This is a genomic window from Roseateles sp. P4_D2, from assembly GCF_056401875.1.
This window is the reverse complement of record NZ_JBFUIM010000001.1, coordinates 557,016-576,045: the sequence shown is the minus strand read 5'-3', so window position 1 is coordinate 576,045 and position 19,030 is coordinate 557,016. Positions and strand designations below refer to the sequence as shown.

Genomic DNA, 19,030 nt, shown 5'->3' with positions numbered 1-19,030 from the left:
CTCATGCCGCGCGTCAACATCGTCATCCCTGCCTACAACGCCGAGGCCTTCATTGCCGACACCGTCCGCTCGGCACTGGGCCAGACCTTCCCCGATCTGCAGGTGACCGTCATCGACGACGGCTCCAAGGATGCAACGGCCGCGAATGCCGCCCTGGACGACGCCCGCGTGCGCGTCATCTCGCAGGAAAACCGCGGCATGTCGCGCTCGCGCAATCGCGGCATGGCCGAAACGGATTCGGAATTCGTCGCGCTGCTGGATGCCGACGACCTCTGGCACCCGGAAAAGCTGCGCCTGCAACTGCAGGCCTTGCAGGCCAGGCCGGATCACGACTTCTGCTATTCGGCATTCGACGTCTGGCATGGCGAGCCCCGGCCCGACTATTTCAGGCAAACCCGGCAGGGCACCATCGATGAGTCGCGGTCCGGCTGGATCTACCCCGTGCTGGTGCTCGACAACTACGCCCTGCCCTCCTCGGTCATCTGGCGGCGCAGCGCCTGGGATCGCATGGGCGGCTTCCTGACGGACAACCAGCAGACTGACGACTGGGAATACCTGGTGCGCGCCAGCACCCAGCACCGCTTCATACGCCTGGCCGAGTCCTACGTGCTGTACCGCCAGCATCCCGTCTCGCTGTCGCGCCGCATCCCGGCCACCAACACCACCGAGCTGATGCGCGCCGAGCTGATCCGGCGCTTCGGCATGAGTTCGCCAGCCGGGCACGACGTGGACCCCGTCGCGCTGCGGCGCTTCCAGCACAAGGGCTGGTGCAATTTCGCCGACGCGCACACCGCCAAGGGCGATCTGTCGCTGGGCCTGAAGACCTTTGCCGGCCTGCTGCGCAGCGGCCCCGATCGCGGCCACACGCTGACCAAGATGGGCAAATCGCTGTTCCGCCGCTGGGTGCCGAATGACTGAACGCCTGCGGGTCGGCATCAGCGCTACCAGCCTCAACACCGCGCATCTGCGCGGCATGGGCAAATACCTGCTCGAGATGTGCAGCCAGGCCCGGCCCGAGGACGGCGTGGCCTGGACCCTGTTCGCGCAGGACGCGCGCCGCCCTATGCACCTGCCGCGCGAGCAACAGGTGCAGGCCGACATCTTCGACTTCCCCGGCGACCGCTTCTCGCTGTGGGAGCAGGTCGGCATGCCGCGCCGCACGGGTCAGCACCACCTGGACGTGCTGCACTGGGCCGAGAACACCATGGCCTGGTGGCAGCCCTGCCCGGCCGTCGTCACCATCCACGACACCATCCCCTGGGAGATGGAGACCGACACGCGCTGGCAGCACTGGTATTGGCACCGGCTGATGCCGGCGGCCTTCCGGCGATGCGCGGCCGTCGTGACGATCAGCGAGTCGTCCAAGCGCGACATCCTGGCGCGCTGGCCCGAGCTCGAGGCCAAGCTGACCGTCATCCCGCACGGCATTGAAGAGGCCTATTTCGAGCCCCCCATCAGCACGTTGCCGGCCACGCTGACGGCGGCCCTGGCCGGCGCGCGCTTCGCCGTCTATCTCGGTGGGCCGATGCAACGCAAGCGCTTCGACTGGGCCCTGCAGACGCTGGCCGCCCAGCCCGATGCGACGCTGAAACTCGTCGCCTGCGGCTTTGGCGCCGACGCTCGCGAGGCCGCGCGCAAGGCCCTGCCCCACGAGCTGCAGGGCCGGGTCGTATTTGCCGAGTTCCTGTCCGACGCCGAACTGCAGGCCCTCTACCGCGACGCCGTCGCCGTGCTCTACCCAACGCTCTACGAGGGCTTCGGCTTCCCGGCCGTCGAGGCCCAGGCCGCCGGCACGCCCGTCATCTTCAGCCCGCTGGGCAGCCTGGCCGAACTGGTCGGGCCGTTGACGACGCTGGTGCCGGCCGAGGACCTGGCGGCCTGGGCCGCCGCGCTGAACGACGCCGCGACGCTGCCTCCCGAGGCACGTGCCGACAAGGCGGCCCGTGCCGCCGCCTGGGCCCAGGGCTTTCGCTGGGGCGAGAGCTGGCGCCGCCATCTGGAGGTTTACCGCCGCGTGGCCGCCCAGCGATGAAGCGGCTGGCCGTCATCGTCTGCACCTGGAACCGGGCCGCCCTGCTCGCGACCACGCTGGCCTCGCTCGGCGCCATGCACGCGCCGGCCGACACGGCCGTCGAAGTGCTGGTGGTGGACAACAACTCGACCGACGACACGCAGGCGCGACTCCAGGCCCTGCAACCGGGCTGGCCGCTGGGCCGCCTGCATGTGCTGTTCGAGCCCCGCCAGGGCAAGCAGTTCGCGCTGAACGCCGGCATCCGCCGCGCCCGCGAACTGGGCTGCAATGTGCTGGCCTTCACCGACGACGACATCCTCTTCCCCGTGGACTGGCTGGAGAACATCGCCGCCGTCTTCGGCGCCGGCGGCCCGGCCCTGGCCGGCGGACGCACGGAGTTGCAATGGCCCCCCGGTGGCCGGCCCGCCTGGTATCACGACAGCATGGCCGCGGTGGTCGGCGGCGCCGACCTCGGGCCTGAGCGCATCGCGCCGACCCCGCCGGAGTACGCACCGGCCGGCGCGAACCTGGTGGCGCGCGCAGCGCTGTTCGATCGCGTCGGCCTGTTCTCGGAACTGCACTTCCGGCACATGGACCTCGAATTCGGCCAGCGCTGCCAGGCGCGCGGCGAGGCGGTGACCTATGAGCCGTCCCTGTGCATCACTGCGCCCGTCGACGCGGCCGTGCTGACGCGCCGCTATTTCCGCCGCTGGGCCTTCAAGGCGGGCCTGTCGTCCTGGTGGCCGCCCGGCAGCCACGAGTTCGCCGGTGTGCCGCTGTGGCAATACCTGCAGCTGCTGCAGGATGGCCTGGGCTGGCTGCTCGGGCCGTTGCGGCGCGAACCCGTGGCCGAGCGTTTTGCGCGCGAACTGCGCCTGCTGCGCTGCTGGGGGCGCGTGGACAGCCGCTGGCGGTCGCACTGGTCTCCGGCGACCTACTCTGCCTGGGTGGAACGCCACTCGCAGAAGAAGCAGGGCCTGTATTGATGAACACGGTCCGCCGCTCGCTCGGCTTCGCCTTCCTGGAACGCTATCTGCTGATCGGCCTGCAGCTGCTGTCGTTCACGCTGCTGGCACGCCTGCTGACGCCGCAACAGATCGGCCTGTACTCGGTGTCGATGGCGCTGATCAGCATGGCCCAGGTCGTGCGCGACTTCGGCCTTGCCAACTACCTGATCCAGCGCAAGGACTTGGGCCCTGAGGATGTCGGCAGCGCCTTGGGCACCTCGTTGCTGCTCGGCGGCGGCCTGTTTGCCGGCATCCACGCCGTGGCGCCGTGGATCGGCGAGTTCTATGGCGACGCGAGCCTGACGCACATTGTGCGAATCATCTCCATCAACTTCCTGATCCTGCCCTTCAACTCGATCTCGATCGCGCTGCTGCGGCGCGACATGCGTTTCGACGTGCTGATGCGCGTCAACGTCGCCGCCGCGGTCGTCGGCACCTTCACGACGCTGGGCCTGGCCTGGGCCGGCGTGGGCGCGGCCAGCCTGGCCTGGGGCGACGTTGGGGCCAGCCTCATTACCGCGCTGGGTGTCAGCCTGGCCGGCGCCTGGGGGCGCCTGGCCCGGCCACAGCTGCACCGCTGGCGCGAGATCCTGCGCTTCGGCGGCCCGGTCACGGCAGCCAATGTCGTCACCTCGGTGTCCATGGACATCAACGACCTGGCCGTGGGCAAGCTGCTGGACTTCGGCCAGGTAGCCATCGCGAGCCGCGCGCAAGGCCTGATGAACCTCTTCCACCGCGACATCATGGGCACGGTGCGTTCGGTCGCCTACCCGGCCTTCGCTCAGGCCCACCGCGACGATGAGCGGCTGGAGCAGCGCTTCGTGCAGAGCCTTGGGGCTGTCAGCGCCGTCGCCTGGCCGTTTTACGGCTTCGTCGGCCTGTTCGCGCTCGAGGTGCTGCGGCTGATGTTCGGCTCGCAATGGGATGCGTCGGCGCCCCTGGTGCCCATCTATTGCGCCGCCGGCGCGGTCAGCGTGCTGAACAGCCTGATCCCGACGCTGATGTTGGCCGCTGGCCATTCAAAGCTGGTGGCGCTGGCTGACCTCATCATCCAGCCGGTCAAGGCCCTGCTGCTGATCGCCGTCATCTGGCATTGGCGGGCGCTGGAGCCGCTGGCGCTGGGCGTGCTGGCGATGGCCGTGGTGGCCGTGCCCTATTTCTATGCCTTCAAGCAACGCTGCCTGCCCAGCGACTTCGGCGCCATTGCACGCGAGCTGGCGCGCAATGCGCTGCTGGCCCTGGCCTGCCTGCTGCCCGCCGCCCTGGTGGCGGCCTGGCTGCGCCCGGCCGGCCAACCGCTCGCCTTCCACGCCTTGCTGGCCTGCGCCGGCCTGACCGTGCTGATCTGGCTGGTCGGACTGAAACTGCTTGGCCATCCGCTGTACGCGGAAATCCGCGCTTTCCTCGATCGACGCCGTGCCGCGGCAGCCGCCTCATGAAGGTCTTCGTCGTCATCGTCACCTTCAACGGCGCCGCATGGATTGCCGGCGCGCTGCAGTCCCTGCGCGACAGCAACCATCCCGGCACGGCCGTCGTCGTCGACAACGCGTCCACCGACACCACCCGCGACCTGGTGCGCCGGGACTTCCCCGAAGCCGTCCTCATCGAAAGCGCCACCAACCTCGGCTTCGGCCGCGGCAACAACCTGGGCATCGCCCACGCCCTGCGCGCCGGCGCCGACGCGATCTTCCTGCTGAACCAGGACGCCTACGTCACGCCCGAAGCCATAGCCCAGCTCGTGGCCTTCCTGGAGGCCGAGCCGGGCTTCGACATCGTCAGCCCCCTGCACTGCAGCCCCGACCTGGGCCGCGTCGACCCGAACACCCAGAGCGCCTATCTACAGCGCCATGCGCCGGGCTATCTGTCCGACGCCTGCCTCGGCCGCGTGCAGCCGCACTACCCCACCCGCGGCATCAATGCGGCGGCCTGGATGCTGCGCGCCGGGGTGTTCAGCCGTGTCGGCGGTTTCGACCCGCTGTTCTTCATGTACGGCGAAGACGACGACCTCATCGAGCGCTTCGCCCATCACGGCCTGCGCACGGCGCTGCTGCCGGCCGCGCGCATCGTGCATCTGCGCGCCAAGGCTGCCCGTGCGCCGCAGAGCTGGGGCAGCCAGGTCGCCAGCCGCGGTGAGCGCAAGCGCTCGGAGCTGTTGCTGGACTTCAAGCGCCCCGGCGGCAGCCTGCCCGGCCAGTTGCTGCGGCTGCTGGCCGCTGGCGTCGTGCAGCCGCTGGCTGAGCTGCTTGCCAACCACGACCTGAAGGCCTTCCTCGGCAGCCTGCTGGCCAGCCTGCGTGTGCTGGCGGAGCTGGGCCGCATCCGCCACCATGCCCGTCTCTGCGCCAGGACGGGCGCACATTTCCTGGATCTCGACACCCCATGAACCCCGGCCTGGACTGGCAACTCCACACGCTGACCCCGGTGCAAGGCCTCGGCCCCCACCGGGAGGCCTGGGATCGCCTCAACGGGCAGCTCATGGGCGGCCACGGCATGCTCGATGGCTTGTTCGTCGATGCCCTGCTGCGCCATTTCGCGGCGCAAGGCGTGCTGCTCGCCATCGCCAGCCGCGAAGGCGAGGCCGTCGCCATGCTGCTCATCAACCCCCAGACGCGCGGCCTGGGTGTCTGGTCCAGCTTCCTGCCCTCGCAGACGCAGATCGGCCCCAGCCTGATCCCGGCCGGGTTGGAGCTGCGCGGCCTGCTCGTTGCGCTGCCCGGCTATGCGAGCGAGCTGGACCTGTTGTGCAACGACCCGCACTTCGGCGACCTGCGCGAGCTGCCCAGGCTTCCCGTGCAGAGCCAGCCGCATGCGCTGACGATGAGCGTCAGCCTGAAGGGCAGCTTCGATGACTACTGGGCTCAACGACCGCGCAAGCTCATCCAGAACATGCGCCGCTACCTGCGCCGGCTGCAATCCGAGCCAGGTGGAGAACGGTTGACCGTCACCAGCGCACCCGAGTCGATCGAGGCTGCGGTGCAACGCTACGCGGGGCTGGAGTCCAGCGGCTGGAAAGGCCGCGAAGGCACGGCCGTCAGCAGCGACAACCCGCAGGGGCCCTTCTACGCCGAAGTCATGCGCGAGTTCGCCGCCCGCGGCGAGTCGCTGGTCTACGAACTCTGGTTGGGCGAAGAACTGCTGGCCTCGCGCATGCTGCTGCTGAGCGGTGGCATGGCCGTCATGCTGAAGACGGCCTTCCACGAGCAGTTCGAGCGCTTTGCGCCCGGCCGCATCCTGCTGCTGCGCACGCTGGAGGACTTGTTCACGCGTGCACCAGGCGGCGGCGTCGAGTTCTACACGAACGCCGAATCCGACCTGCTGGCATGGTCCACGTCGCAGCGCTGGATCAACCATGTGAGCGTCTATCGCCACCGCGGCCTGCCGGCCCTCTATGGCCTGCTCAGGCGCGGCAGCCGCGGCTGGCACGGTCGTGCCAGCCAACCGGTGGACACCGACATCATGGTGAGCCGCAGCGGCGCCAGCGTCGACACCTACATCCACGTGCGCGAGCTGCCGGCGGATGCACTTGCCCTGATGCACAAGGCCGAGCAGCGCCATGTCGAGCTGGGTGCAGACTGGTACGCCAACCTGATCGACACCGTCTATGCAAGCGAACCGCAGGCCCAGGTGCGCATCCACGTGCTGCGCCGCCAGGGGCGCGTGCTGGCCGTGCTGCCCACCGTCGCGCAGAGCGGGGCACTGGGCCGTGAAATCAGCGCGCTGTCCAACTTCTACACAGCCATCTACGCGCTGGCGATGGAAGACGACGTCGAGGCCGAGGATCTGCTGCCGCTGACACGCGCCTTGCGACGGACGGGCGGCGGCGCGGCCGCCTATCGTTTCTCGCCGATGGACCCGGATTCGCGAGAGTTCGCGCTGCTCAAGAGGGCTTTGACTCTTGCCGGCCTCAGCACGCATGCCTACTTCTCGTTTGGCAACTGGTATGAGCCGGTGCGCCAGAACTGGGCCGACTATCTAAAGGGTCGCAGCGGCCAGTTGCGCAGCACGATCAAGCGCATGGGCAAGAAGTTCGCAAGTGAAGGCGGTCGGCTGGAGGTCGTGCGCGACGGCGACGCGCTCGAAGGCGCACTGGCCGCCTATCGCGATGTCTACGCCCACAGCTGGAAGGTGCCCGAGCCCTACCCCGACTTCATGCCAGGCCTGATCCGCCTGTGCGCGCGCCGCGGCTGGCTGCGCCTGGGCCTGGCCTGGCTTCACGACAAACCGGTGGCGGCCCAGATCTGGATCATCGCCAACGGCCGTGCCAACATCTACAAGTTGGCCTACGACCAGGCTTACAAGGCGCTGGCTCCGGGCACGCTGCTGACCGCCCTGCTGATGGAGCAGGCGCTCGACCTGGAGCGCGTCCAGGAGGTGGACTATCTGATCGGCGACGCCCCGTACAAGGCCGAATGGATGAGCCAGCGCCGCGAACGCCTCGGGCTGGTCGCCTACGACCCCTTGACGCTGCGCGGCCTGGTCGGCCTGGTGCGCCAGACCGTCGGCAATGCCTGGCGGCGCCTGCACGCACTGCGAAGCACTGCCCATCCCAACGACAATCCCGCGTCCTGACCCCAAGATCCGCATGCAAGCCCAAGCCCTGCCGCCCGACACGCCGTTCGCCTCCGGCTCCCCCCGCTTCAGCGCGCGCGCCGGAGATGCGTTGGCCGCTTGGCGCCAAGCCTATGCCGCGCGCGGCGCCGCCTGCGCGACCGACGTGGGCGGCGAATTCGCCGTCGCGCTCGACCTCCCCGGTGGGGGCAGCTACCTCGCCATCGATCGCTTCGCCGTGCACAGCCTGTGCTACGCCGTGCGGGACGGCCGCCTGCACTTCGCGACGCGGGCCGACGAACTGGCCCGCCAGCTCGGCATCCGCGAGCTGGATACCCAGGCCCTCTTCAACTACCTCTTCCATCACTGCATCCCGTCCCCGCGCACCATCTACGCCGGCATCCACCGCCTGCCGCCGGCCCACTACGCGCTGTTCGAGAACGGCCAGCTGACCGTCGCACCCTACTGGGTCGCGCGCTTCGACGAGCAGGCCCGGCCCAGCTTCGACGCGCTGAAGGAGGAGTTCCACGGCATCCTGCGCGCGGCGGTCAAGGACAGGCTGAGCGCCGACGGCAAGACCGCCTGCTTCCTGAGCGGCGGCACCGACAGCTCCACAGTCGCCGGCCTGCTGCGCGAGGCCACGGGCCAGGCGCCGGCCAGCTATTCCATCGGCTTCGAGGCCGAGGGCTATGACGAGATGGAATACGCGCGCATCGCCGCCAAGGCTTTTGGCGCCGACCATCACGAGTACTACGTGACACCGGCCGATCTGGTGGCGGCCATCCCCGACGTCGCCGCCCATTACGACCAGCCGTTCGGCAATTCCTCCGCAGTGCCCGCCTTCTACTGCGCGCGCAAGGCGCATGACGATGGCTACCACCGCATGCTGGCCGGCGACGGCGGCGACGAGCTCTTTGGCGGCAACACCCGCTATGCCAAGGAGCGCGTCTTCCATGTCTACAGCCAGATTCCGTCGCCGCTGCGCACCGGCGTGCTGAACCCGCTGTTCGTCAACCCGGTCACCGGCAACATCCCGCTGCTCAAGAAGGGCACCAGCTACATCCGCCAGGCCCGCGTGCCCATGCCCGACCGCATGCAGAGCTACAACCTGCTGGACCGACTGGGCATGAGCGAGGTGCTGACGCCAGCCTTCCTGGCCGCCGTGGACACCGGCGCACCGCGCGACCACCAGCGCGCCACCTGGGCCGCCGGCCCGCACGAGGCCAGCCTCGTCAACCAGATGCTGGCCTTCGACTGGCGCTACACGCTGGCCGAGAACGACCTGCCCAAGGTCGTCGGCACGACAGCCCTGGCTGGTGTGGACGTCGGCTTCCCGCTGCTGGACACGCGGCTGCTGGATTTCTCGCTGAAGCTGCCGACCAGCTACAAGCTCAAGGGCCTGAAGCTGCGCTGGTTCTTCAAGGAGGCGCTGCGCGGCTTCCTGCCCGACGAGATCCTGACCAAGAAGAAGCATGGCTTCGGCCTGCCCTTCGGCCCCTGGGCCGTCAAGGACGCGGCGCTGAACGCACTGGCCGCGGAATCACTGCGCGGCGTGGCGGCACGCGGCATCGTGCGCACCGAGTTCGTCGAAAGCCTGCTGACCCAGCGGCTCAAGGAGCATGCCGGCTACTACGGCGAGATGGTCTGGATCCTGATGATGCTGGAGCAGTGGCTGCGCCGGCACGCGCCAGACTACCGGCTCGCCTGAACGACGGGCTGCAAGCCCTCCTGCCGATCAAGCGGTTGCTGACCTATCCACTTTGACGGTTGGGTGCCCTCTTCGGGTCGGGGCATCCATCCCATCACCTGCAACGGCCCGGCCATCCTGACTATTGAGATGCGGTCCAGGCCTCCACTTCGGCAATGCGCGAGAGATAGTAGGCCGAGCTGTTCACCAGCACGCGGATGCGCTGTGTGGTGATGGGCGCGAAGACGAACTGCCGCCACACCTTGTTGTTGTTGATGACGCTGCCGCCCGGCACATCCACCCACCCGGCACCGTTCCAGTACTGGACTTCGAAGTGCAGGATACCGAAGTTGCTGAACGTCATCGCCAGCGTCGGCACTGAGGGCGAGTAGGCGTTGTCCTGCAGCGTGAACACATCGATTTCGCTGATCGTCTGCATGCCGTTGAAGTCGATCTGCACCCAGTCCGGGTAGACGCCCGAAGTGCCATCCGCCCACGCGCCGCCCGCTCCCCAGTTCAGCCCCAGCCGATCGCCGTCGATGACCGCGCTGGCGGGAAATCTGGAGTCAAAAGTGCTGGACGCTGTGGCGACGCCGCCGTTGGCGGCTGCAGCAACATTGACCGCCTGTCCCCCTGTTGCCGCCGTGATCACCACCGCCTGCGTCTTGCTGTGGGTCAGGCCTCCAGCGTCGGTCACCGTCAACGTCACCGTGTAGCTGCCTGCCGCGCTGTAGCTCTTCGTGACCGACACCCCGCTGGCGCTCGTGCCGTCCCCGAACGTCCACGCGTAGCTGGCGATCGGGCCTTCCGCATCGGTGCTGCCGGCGCCGGAGAAGCTCAGGCTCGCGCCCACCTGCCCACTCGTCGGGCCGCTGATGTTGGCCACCGGCGCCTGGTTGGCCAGCGCCGTGATCACCACCGCCTGCGTCTTGCTGTGGGTCAGGCCTCCAGCGTCGGTCACCGTCAACGTCACCGTGTAGCTGCCTGCCGCGCTGTAGCTCTTCGTGGCCGACACGCCGCTGGCGCTCGTGCCGTCGCCGAACGTCCACGCGTAGYTGGCGATGGGGCCTTCCGCATCGGTGCTGCCGGCRCCGGAGAAGCTCAGGYTCGCGCCCACCTGCCCACTCGTCGGGCCGCTGATGTTGGCCACCGGCGCCTGGTTGGTCGGCGCCGTGATCACCACCGCCTGCGTCTTGCTGTTGGTCAGGCCTCCAGCGTCGGTCACCGTCAACGTCACCGTGTAGCTGCCTGCCGCGCTGTAGCTCTTCGTGACCGACACCCCGCTGGCGCTCGTGCCGTCCCCGAACGTCCACGCGTAGCTGGCGATCGGGCCTTCCGCATCGGTGCTGCCCGCGCCGGAGAAGCTCAGGTTCGCGCCCACCTGCCCACTCGTCGGGCCGCTGATGTTGGCCACCGGCGCCTGGTTGGCCATGCTGCCCGGCGTCCACGCCTCCACCTCGACAATGCGAGAGAGATAGTAGGCCGAGCTGTTCACCAGCACGCGGATGCGCTGTGTGGTGATGGGCGCGAAGACGAACTGCCGCCACACCTTGTTGTTGTTGATGACGCTGCCGCCCGGCACACCCACCCACCCGGCACCGTTCCAGTACTGGACTTCGAAGTGCAGGATACCGAAGTTGCTGAACGTCATCGCCAGCGTCGGCACTGAGGGCGAGTAGGCGTTGTCCTGCAGCGTGAACACATCGATTTCGCTGATCGTCTGCATGCCGTTGAAGTCGATCTGCACCCAGTCCGGGTAGACGCCCGAAGTGCCATCCGCCCACGCGCCGCCAGCTCCCCAATTCAGCCCCAGCCGATCGCCGTCGATGACCGCGCTGGCGGGAAATCTGGAATCAAAAGTGCTGGACGCTGTGGCGACGCCGCCGTTGGCGGCTGCAGCAACATTGACCGCCTGTCCTCCCGTTGCCGCCGTGATCACCACCGCCTGCGTCTTGCTGTGGGTCAGGCCTCCAGCGTCGGTCACCGTCAACGTCACCGTATACGTGCCCGCCGCGCCGTAGCTCTTCGTGGCCGACACRCCGCTGGCGCTCGTGCCGTCCCCGAACGTCCACGCGTAGCTGGCGATGGGGCCTTCCGCATCCGTGCTCCCGGCGCCGGAGAAGCTCAGGTTCGCGCCCACCTGCCCACTCGTCGGGCCGCTGATGTTGGCCACCGGCGCCTGGTTGGCCGGCGCCGTGATCACCACCGCCTGCGTCTTGCTGTGGGTCAGGCCTCCAGCGTCGGTCACCGTCAGCGTCACCGTGTAGCTGCCTGCCGCGCTGTAGCTCTTCGTGGCCGACACCCCGCTGGCGCTCGTGCCGTCTCCGAACGTCCACGCGTAGCTGGCGATGGGGCCTTCCGCATCGGTGCTGCCGGCGCCGGAGAAGCTCAGGTTCGCGCCCACCTGCCCACTCGTCGGGCCGCTGATGTTGGCCACCGGCGCCTGGTTGGCCATGCCTCCCGGCGTCCAGGCCTCCACTTCGACGATGCGCGAGAAGTTGTTCATCGCACCTGCTATCAGGACTCGAATACTGGTCGTACTAACCGGTGCAAATACAAATTGCCGCCACACCTTGTCATTTCCGGTGACATTGCCGCCTTCTACAGTCACCCATCCGCCGCCATCCCAATACTGGACGTCGTACTGAGTGATTCCATATTTTGCGAAGGTCATCGCCAGCGTAGGCGCCGACGGCGATTCCTTATCATCCTGCAGTGTGAATACGTCAATTTCGCTGATCGTCTGCATGCCGTTGAAGTCGACCTGCACCCAGTCGGGATAGACACGCGACGTGGCATCGTTCCACCCCCCTCCGGCGCCCCAATTCAAACCCTTTCTATCACCGTCATTGATTGATTTAACCGGGTAATGGCCGTCATACACGCTGGAGGCAGATGCAATACCGCCATTGGCAGCCAACGCCACATTCGTGGCAACACCTGGAGGCGCTCCAACCGAAAACAAAGCGGTCTTCACAGAACTCAATCCATGATTATCCACCACCGTCAAGGCGACTTTATACGTGCCGATGTACTGGTATGTCTTGGCGACGCTGACTCCGACTCCGGTCGTGCCATCGCCGAAATCCCAAACATAAGAAGCAATGGAACCACCAGGGGCGCTGCTCAACGCAGCGGAAAACTGCGCAACCGCCCCTGCAGTTCCAACACCTGGCTGTATTTCAAAATTCGCGCTTGGCGGCGGGTAAGCCCCTTGTGAAACCACAACTTGCTGCGTAGCAGTAGATGTCGCACCCACGGAGTCGGTAACCGTCAACTGGACGGTGTAGGTTCCAGCGTTTGCATAAACCTTCCTAGCTGAAACTCCAACCGCGGTCGTGCCGTCGCCGAAGTCCCACCCATAACTTGCAATGTTGGCTTCAGCATCTGTACTCGCAGAACCGGAAAAGGTAGTGAAGATTCCGGCCTGCAAATTAACCGAGGGCACGGAAATGACCGCCACGGGGGGCGTGTTCGGCTGAAGGCAAAGCTCCCAGATGCCGAACAGCGCCGAGCCCCTGGAGTGGCCGTACACCGAGTAGCCACACCCCGTGGAAGGTGCAAACGTAGTCAGCGCAAGAGACACGTTCCCCGGGTTTGTTGTCGGCACGTGCACCTCGGTCCACAAGAGGGTTCTCGTGTCGAAAGTCCACAGATCGTCCAATGCCGAACCGGAAGGCGAAACGCCACCAAACAGAACGACAACTCCATTTTTCGAGTCGAAATACATCTGCGCGTAGCTGCGTTCGCTCGGGCCAACGGCTCCGGTTACTTCCCTCCAACTGTTGGTTGCAGGGTCGTACAGCCACGTGTCGTTTAAATAGGCATTGTTGATGCACCGCACCGACTGTCGATCAAAGCATACCCCTCCAAACAGCACGAATTGGCGACTGAAGGAGTCGTAGACAAACTGGTTCTCTATCTGGCCGCGGGGCTCAGGCGAAGTCCCTTGGCCAGCAGGGATCGCAAGCGTAAATTCTCTGGTCGAAAAATTCAGTTTATACAATGAATTATCATTGCTGGCACTTCCGAACATATAGGCATTGGCGCCATCTCCAGCGAACCCTGGGCTATGACGCTCTGTGGGCGCCAATCCGGTATAGCCCCAGTGACGCTCCATCAGCCTGATGTATTGCCCAGTACTCAGGGAGTATGCCCAAGCACCGCTTCCGAAGTCCGCGTATACGGAATAGGCCGCACCGGCGCCGATCCCGATATCGCGGTCCAACGTCAGCGTCTTGAGCGCCGCATCATAGGACAGGACCACGGCAGTCGGGCTACCGCCGTTTTGCACGAGCCAATCCTTGTAGAAGTCATTCGTCGTGGCTGGCAGCGTCGGATCTACCAACTTCGTGCCCGTCGTACCGGCACCAGCAGACCGCGTAAAACCCTGCTGGCTGGCACATCTGTAGCCACTGCCACCATTCCAAAGCCAGAAATAGTTATTTATGGGATCAAATACCACGCCGCTTTCGTCTGAGCCATTGGGTTTATTGAACGAAGTATTGCCCGCGCAGCTGTTATTGGGATCGAGCAGCGTCCATGACTTGGCAAGAGGATCAAAAGCCCAAACATCGTTGAGATAGGCTCCGCCGCCGGCCCCTCCCCAAAAAACCGCCTGATTGAGCGAGTCCACCCACGTCATGGCGCTCCACTCGCGCCATGGGGGCGCATTGGTCGTGGAAATCTGACGCCATGTAGCAATAAATTCCGCAGCGCGCGCGTCGTTCGCCGCAAGTCCCAAGGAACAGATGCAAGCGCCGAGCAAGACCGCGAGGAGCCGGTTGAGAAGGACGCGCATAGGAACCGAAATCGAGATGTGTAAAGAATCCATCAATACCTCAACGTGAAGCGGAGGTTCACGGAGCCCTCTTCCCTTGCGAGCGCGCATAGCGGACTCGCCTCGTCATCAAATGACCACTTTTACATCACACATGGACACTGGCGTCGACATTCCGCAACCCAAACCCTCGGCTCGGGGGTGCAGCAGGCACGTGTTGCGCATCGCCGTCGGCACACTCGCCGCCTGACCTTGGCCTGCACACCGTCATCGGAGAAGACCAGGCCCAGCCGCAGTTGCGGTCGTCTTGACCTCCAGCAACCGCAGCACGGCGGGGGCGACTATTGCGGCGCCAGTCATGCTGAGGTGGTTGTCGTCGAAGTACAGGCTGGCATCCCCCTCCAACACCTTACAACGCGGGCCGCCGCACAGCAGCTGGTCCAGCCCGACGCGTTCGGCTTGCCCATCAGCGGTCAGCCGCTGCACCAGGGCCAGCGACGCGGCCTGCCGGATGCGGTAGTCGGCCGCCATCTGGCCCTGCGCGGCCAGCTCGTCTCCGCGTCGCCAGCGCATGGCGAGAGCCGCCGGCACCGGGTAGTGGTAGGTGGGCACCGGGTCCAGCAGCAACACCTGCTTGCCGGCAGCGTGCAGGCGCTGGATGCTTTGCACCAGGCCCGCCTCGAAGGCCGTCGCGCCGGGGCCGTCCAGATAGAACTCGTAGCGCGCCACCAGCAGCACGCTGTCGACGCTGGTGTCAGCCACCAGCCTTTCCAGCAGCGCGCTGTTGACGGCCGCACAGCGTGGCCGGCCGGGGGGCTCGAAGCCCAACGCCGGCGGGCAGGTCGAGCCCGTCAGCTGAGCCACACGCCGGTCCGTCGCCTGGTCGCCCAACGCACGGGCGATCTCGACGCCATGGCTGTCACCCCAGACCGCAAGCGTCTTCGTGGCCGAGCCCGGCCCGAACAGGCAGCGCGCGCCATAGTTCAGCCAGCGGTTGCCGCTGGAGTGGCAGCGCTTGCGGTCGAGGCTGAAGTCGCTCGCGCCGGCACGCAGCACCGCATCGCGGCCCGGCTGGGCGGCACGCTGGTCGGACACGGCCGTCAGCGCCCAGGCCGCGCCCAGGCTGGCCACGATGGTGGACGCCCCCGCCACGAGCATGACCGGCTGCGCCACCTTGGAGCGCCGCACCGGTGCCTCCACCCAGCGCAGCGAGGCCCAGGCCAGCGCGACGGACAAGGCCACGGCCAGCGCGGCCTGCACCGGCGAGGGCTGGTCCAGCACCAGATGCCGCGTCAGCACCAGCACCGGCCAGTGCCAGAGGTAGAGCGAAAACGAATGCGCGCCGATCCAGCGCAGCGGCGCGGCCGACAGCCAGCGCGTCGCGACCGCCCGTTGCGTGGCACCGACCCAGATCAACGCCGCCGTCGCGAGGCAGGGCCACAGCGCCATCGGCCCCGGGAAAGCGTGATCGGCCCGCATCAGCAACAGCGAGGCGACGAGGGCCGCGAGCGCCGTCCAGCCCAGCCCCGAGTCCACCCAGGCCGGGCGCGCGGGCGGTGAATCACTGCGGCTGGACCACCAGGCCAGGCCCGAGCCGATCATCAGCTCGAAGGTGCGCGCTGGTGCCGCGTAGAAGGCCAGCTCGGCGTCATAAGGCATCAACCGCAGGCACCAGGCCAGCGACACGAGGCCCACGCCCAGCAGCATGATGCCGATATGCCGGCGCGCGAAGCGCCACAACAGGGCCAGCAGCGGCGGAAAGACGATGTAGTACTGCTCCTCGACGGCCAGCGACCAGGTGTGCAGCAGGGGCTTGAGCTCGGCGGCTCCTTCGAAATACCCGGTCGTCCGGTACAGCTCGATGTTGGAGACGAACAGCCCCGTGGCCCCCAGCAGTCGCGCAAACTCGCGCAGCGCCTGCGGCTCCAGCAGCAGCAGGCAGGCCGGCGCGACCAAGGCCAGCATCGCGAACAGCGCCGGGAAGATGCGCCGGATGCGCGCCGCATAGAAGGAGGCGATGCTGTAGCTGCCAGCGGCCAGGCGCTGCAGCAGCAGCGTCGTGATCAGATAGCCCGAGATCACGAAGAAGATGTCCACCCCGACAAAGCCGCCGGGCATGGCCGCGGGCCAGGCGTGGAAGACCACGACGGGCACGATGGCCAGGGCCCGAAGTCCCTCGATGTCGGGCCGGAATTTCATCCGCGAATGGTCAGGCCAGTGCCGCGGCCAAAGCCCCGACGACCTGGTCTTGCTGCTCCTCGGTGAGGTCGGCGCTCATGGGCAGGCTCATGACGCGAGCCGCCGCGGCGATGCTGTGCGGGCAGGCGTCCGGCTGGCCGTATTTGGCATAGGCCGGCTGGTGATGCAGCGGGCGCGGGTAATGCACGGCGGTCGGCACGCCGGCGGCCTTGAGCTTGGCCTGCACGGCCTCGCGGTCGTCCACGAAGACGGTGTATTGCGCCCAGACGCAGTCGCGGTCGGGCCGGACTTCCAGCAGCTGCAGGCTCGGGATGGCCGCCTGCAGCTTGGCGCGGTAAGCCTCGCCGAGCTCGAGCCGGCGGCGGACCTCCCACTCGAAGCGATCCAGCTTGCCCAGCACGACCGCGCATTGCAGCGTGTCCATGCGGCCACCCACGCCGACGCGGGTGTGCAGATAGCGCTGGCTCTGGCCATGGATGCGGATCTCGCGGCAGGCCTGGGCCAGCGCGTCGTCGTTGGTGAAGATGGCACCACCGTCGCCATAGCAGCCCAGCGGCTTGCTCGGGAAGAAGCTGGTGCAGCCGAAGGTGGAGGTGTTGCAGCTCTTCTTGCCGTTGTACGACGCGCCGAAACTCTGCGCGGCGTCCTCGATGACGGCCAGGCCATGCTTGCCGGCAATGGCGTTGATCTCGTCCATGTCGGCCACCTGGCCGTACAGGCTGACCGGCATGATGGCCTTGGTCTTCGACGTGATCGCGGCTTCGATGAGCTTGGCGTCGATATTGGCCGTACCGGGCTCGATGTCGACGAAGACCGGCACGCCGCCGGCCAGCACGATCATCTCGGCCGTGGCCGCGAAGGTGAAGGGGCTGGTGATGACTTCATCGCCGGGCTGCAGGTCCAGGGCCATCAGGCAGATCAGCAGCGCCTCGGTGCCGCTGGCGACGCTAATGCAGTGCTTGGCGCCGGTGTAGGTGACGAGGGCCTGCTCCATCTCCTTGACCTCGGGGCCCAGGATGTACTGGCCGTGGTCCAGCACCTTCTGGATGCGGGCGTTGATGTTGTCGCGCAGGGCCGCGTACTGGCTCTTGAGGTCGATGAAGTCCATCAGATGATCTCCAGGCGGTTGCCGCTCAGACGGTAGCGGTCGCCGGTGTGGGGGCAGGTGGCGTCGACGGGCTGTTCGCTCGCGACGGGCAATTCCAGGCGCTCGCCGAAGCGGCTCATCCAGCCGATCTGCTTGGCGGGCACGCCCACCATCAACGCGAAATCGGGCACGTCACGGTTGATGACGGCGCCGGCGCCGATGAAGGCGAAGCGGCCGATGGTGGTGCCGCAGACGATCGTGCTGTTGGCGCCCAGCGTCGCACCCTGCTTCACGAGGGTGCGGCGGTATTCGTCCTTGCGCGTGACTGCCGAGCGCGGGTTGTAGACGTTGGTGAACACCATGCTGGGGCCGCAGAAGACGTCGTCCTCCAGCGTCACGGCGTCGTAGACGGAGACGTTGTTCTGGATCTTGACGTTGTCGCCGATGGCCACGTCGTTGCCGACATAGACGTTCTGGCCGAAGGAGCACTTGCTGCCGATGCGGGCGCCGGCGCTGATGTGCACGAAGTGCCAGACGCGGCAATCGGCGCCCAGCTGGGCGCCTTCGTCGACGATGGCGCTTGGGTGGATGGTGGTGGCCATTTCAGTAGGCCAGCGGCAGGTTGATGCGCTTGCCGTCGCGGGAGCTCATGTACAGCGCGATCAGCAGCTCCAGCGACTTCAGGCCTTCGCGACCGTCGGTCTCGGGGTGGGCCTCGCCGCGCAGCGTCTGGATGACGTTGTCGTAGTAGAGCGGGTGGCCGAAGCCGTAGACCGAGGTGGTCTGGTAGCTCGCGTCCTTGATCAGCGCGTCCATCTCATGGGGGGCATCGAATTCCCAATGCTGGATCTCGTTGACCGCCAGGCCGCCGACGCGCACCGAGCCCTTCTCGCCCAGCAGGGTGATGGAGCCTTCGAGGTTCTTGGGATAGGTCAGCATGCTGACGTTGACAGTGCCCATGGCGCCGCTGCGCCACTTCAGCGCCGCCGCGCCGCTGTCCTCGACCTCGATGTTGCGGGCCAGCGTGCCGGTGTAGGCCATGACACTCTCCACGGGGCCGCAGACCCAGTCGAGCAGGTCGATGTAATGGCTGGCCTGGTTCATGAACGCGCCGCCGTCGAACTCCCACGTGCCGCGCCACTCGGCGCTGTCGTAATAGGCCTGGGGGCGGGTCCAGAAGACGTTGACGGCGACGTTGTAGAGCCGCCCGAAGCGGCCCTCGCTCATCGCGCGCTTGAGCAGTTGCAGCGTGGGGTTGCGGCGGTTCTGTTTAACGACGAAGAGGCGCACGCCGGCGTCGTCGCAGGCCTTGACCATGGCCAGGCCGTCCTGCCAGCGCGTGGCCATGGGCTTCTCGGTCATCACGTCGATGCCGGCGCGGGCCACCTCGATGGCCTGGCGGGGATGCAGGCCGCTGGGCGTGGTCAGCACGACGCAGTCGATGCCGAGTTCGGCCTTGGCAGCCAGCAGCTCGGTCAACGACGCAAAGCCGCGGCCCCCCGTCTTGGCGACGGCGGCCGCCAAGGCCGCGGGGTCGGTGTCGCACACCGCCACGAGCTCGGCGCGCTCGGCGTGCTTCTTGATCGCCTCCATATGGTTCTGGGCGATGCGGCCGCAGCCGATCAGCGCGAAACGGACCAGGCGGCCGATGACGGGAGGGCGGGACTGTTGCATAGGGTTCACCTGTGAGGGTTCGGTCTGTCTTGTCGGT

General features: G+C 67.0%; 12 protein-coding genes. 7 read left to right on the top strand and 5 right to left on the bottom strand.

Going from position 1 to position 19,030, the window contains the following annotated elements; translation table 11 throughout:
• Window positions 1-3: 3 nt before the first annotated feature.
• Genes AC1DW0_RS02650 through AC1DW0_RS02620 form a run of 7 tightly spaced genes read left to right on the top strand, consistent with a single transcriptional unit; the run spans window position 4 to window position 9,274 of the window.
• On the top strand, window positions 4-918 hold the full coding sequence (locus AC1DW0_RS02650) for a glycosyltransferase family 2 protein (protein ID WP_056195878.1): 915 nt from the start codon (window positions 4-6) through the stop codon (window positions 916-918).
• Window positions 911-2,032 carry a glycosyltransferase gene (locus AC1DW0_RS02645; protein ID WP_056195876.1) on the top strand — a complete coding sequence of 374 codons (1,122 nt, stop codon included), beginning with the start codon at window positions 911-913 and terminating at the stop codon, window positions 2,030-2,032. Before AC1DW0_RS02650 ends, AC1DW0_RS02645 begins: the two co-directional genes overlap by 8 nt.
• A complete protein-coding gene (locus AC1DW0_RS02640) occupies window positions 2,029-2,997 on the top strand; it encodes a glycosyltransferase family 2 protein (protein ID WP_477944820.1) in 969 nt (322 codons plus the stop codon). Before AC1DW0_RS02645 ends, AC1DW0_RS02640 begins: the two co-directional genes overlap by 4 nt.
• Entirely contained in the window at window positions 2,997-4,457 is a 1,461-nt protein-coding gene (locus tag AC1DW0_RS02635) for a lipopolysaccharide biosynthesis protein (protein ID WP_056195861.1), read from the top strand. Before AC1DW0_RS02640 ends, AC1DW0_RS02635 begins: the two co-directional genes overlap by 1 nt.
• Entirely contained in the window at window positions 4,454-5,401 is a 948-nt protein-coding gene (locus tag AC1DW0_RS02630) for a glycosyltransferase family 2 protein (protein WP_477944818.1), read from the top strand. The genes AC1DW0_RS02635 and AC1DW0_RS02630 overlap by 4 nt, the downstream gene beginning before the upstream one ends.
• A complete protein-coding gene (locus AC1DW0_RS02625) occupies window positions 5,398-7,587 on the top strand; it encodes a GNAT family N-acetyltransferase (RefSeq protein WP_457355048.1) in 2,190 nt (729 codons plus the stop codon). Before AC1DW0_RS02630 ends, AC1DW0_RS02625 begins: the two co-directional genes overlap by 4 nt.
• A 13-nt stretch (window positions 7,588-7,600) precedes the next feature.
• Entirely contained in the window at window positions 7,601-9,274 is a 1,674-nt protein-coding gene (locus tag AC1DW0_RS02620; protein WP_457355050.1) for an asparagine synthetase B family protein, read from the top strand.
• A gap of 121 nt (window positions 9,275-9,395) precedes the next feature.
• Here AC1DW0_RS02620 and AC1DW0_RS02615 read toward each other — a convergent pair whose 3' ends face one another.
• The 5 genes from AC1DW0_RS02615 to AC1DW0_RS02595 form a co-directional block, all read right to left on the bottom strand.
• On the bottom strand, window positions 9,396-14,087 hold the full coding sequence (locus AC1DW0_RS02615; RefSeq protein ID WP_477944815.1) for a PKD domain-containing protein: 4,692 nt from the start codon (window positions 14,085-14,087) through the stop codon (window positions 9,396-9,398).
• A gap of 213 nt (window positions 14,088-14,300) precedes the next feature.
• Window positions 14,301-16,232, bottom strand: a complete 1,932-nt coding sequence (locus AC1DW0_RS02610) for an acyltransferase family protein (protein ID WP_477944814.1) — start codon at window positions 16,230-16,232, stop codon at window positions 14,301-14,303.
• Between the two features lie 10 nt (window positions 16,233-16,242).
• The gene (locus tag AC1DW0_RS02605) at window positions 16,243-17,340 is read right to left on the bottom strand and encodes a DegT/DnrJ/EryC1/StrS family aminotransferase (protein WP_477944812.1); all 1,098 of its coding nucleotides are present in this window, start codon (window positions 17,338-17,340) and stop codon (window positions 16,243-16,245) included.
• A complete protein-coding gene (locus AC1DW0_RS02600; protein ID WP_457324022.1) occupies window positions 17,340-17,921 on the bottom strand; it encodes an acyltransferase in 582 nt (193 codons plus the stop codon). The genes AC1DW0_RS02605 and AC1DW0_RS02600 overlap by 1 nt, the downstream gene beginning before the upstream one ends.
• 1 nt (window position 17,922) lies before the next feature.
• On the bottom strand, window positions 17,923-18,993 hold the full coding sequence (locus AC1DW0_RS02595; RefSeq protein ID WP_056195838.1) for a Gfo/Idh/MocA family protein: 1,071 nt from the start codon (window positions 18,991-18,993) through the stop codon (window positions 17,923-17,925).
• Window positions 18,994-19,030 lie beyond the last annotated feature (37 nt).

What these genes read in the sequence shown, in the direction of transcription:
- AC1DW0_RS02650 (WP_056195878.1), top strand. Translation starts at nt 4, where the DNA reads ATGCCGCGCGTCAACATCGTCATCCCTGCCTACAACGCCGAGGCCTTC.
- AC1DW0_RS02645 (WP_056195876.1), top strand. Translation starts at nt 911, where the DNA reads ATGACTGAACGCCTGCGGGTCGGCATCAGCGCTACCAGCCTCAACACC.
- AC1DW0_RS02640 (WP_477944820.1), top strand. Translation starts at nt 2,029, where the DNA reads ATGAAGCGGCTGGCCGTCATCGTCTGCACCTGGAACCGGGCCGCCCTG.
- AC1DW0_RS02635 (WP_056195861.1), top strand. Translation starts at nt 2,997, where the DNA reads ATGAACACGGTCCGCCGCTCGCTCGGCTTCGCCTTCCTGGAACGCTAT.
- AC1DW0_RS02630 (WP_477944818.1), top strand. Translation starts at nt 4,454, where the DNA reads ATGAAGGTCTTCGTCGTCATCGTCACCTTCAACGGCGCCGCATGGATT.
- AC1DW0_RS02625 (WP_457355048.1), top strand. Translation starts at nt 5,398, where the DNA reads ATGAACCCCGGCCTGGACTGGCAACTCCACACGCTGACCCCGGTGCAA.
- AC1DW0_RS02620 (WP_457355050.1), top strand. Translation starts at nt 7,601, where the DNA reads ATGCAAGCCCAAGCCCTGCCGCCCGACACGCCGTTCGCCTCCGGCTCC.
- AC1DW0_RS02610 (WP_477944814.1), bottom strand. Translation starts at nt 16,232, where the DNA reads ATGAAATTCCGGCCCGACATCGAGGGACTTCGGGCCCTGGCCATCGTG.
- AC1DW0_RS02605 (WP_477944812.1), bottom strand. Translation starts at nt 17,340, where the DNA reads ATGGACTTCATCGACCTCAAGAGCCAGTACGCGGCCCTGCGCGACAAC.
- AC1DW0_RS02600 (WP_457324022.1), bottom strand. Translation starts at nt 17,921, where the DNA reads ATGGCCACCACCATCCACCCAAGCGCCATCGTCGACGAAGGCGCCCAG.
- AC1DW0_RS02595 (WP_056195838.1), bottom strand. Translation starts at nt 18,993, where the DNA reads ATGCAACAGTCCCGCCCTCCCGTCATCGGCCGCCTGGTCCGTTTCGCG.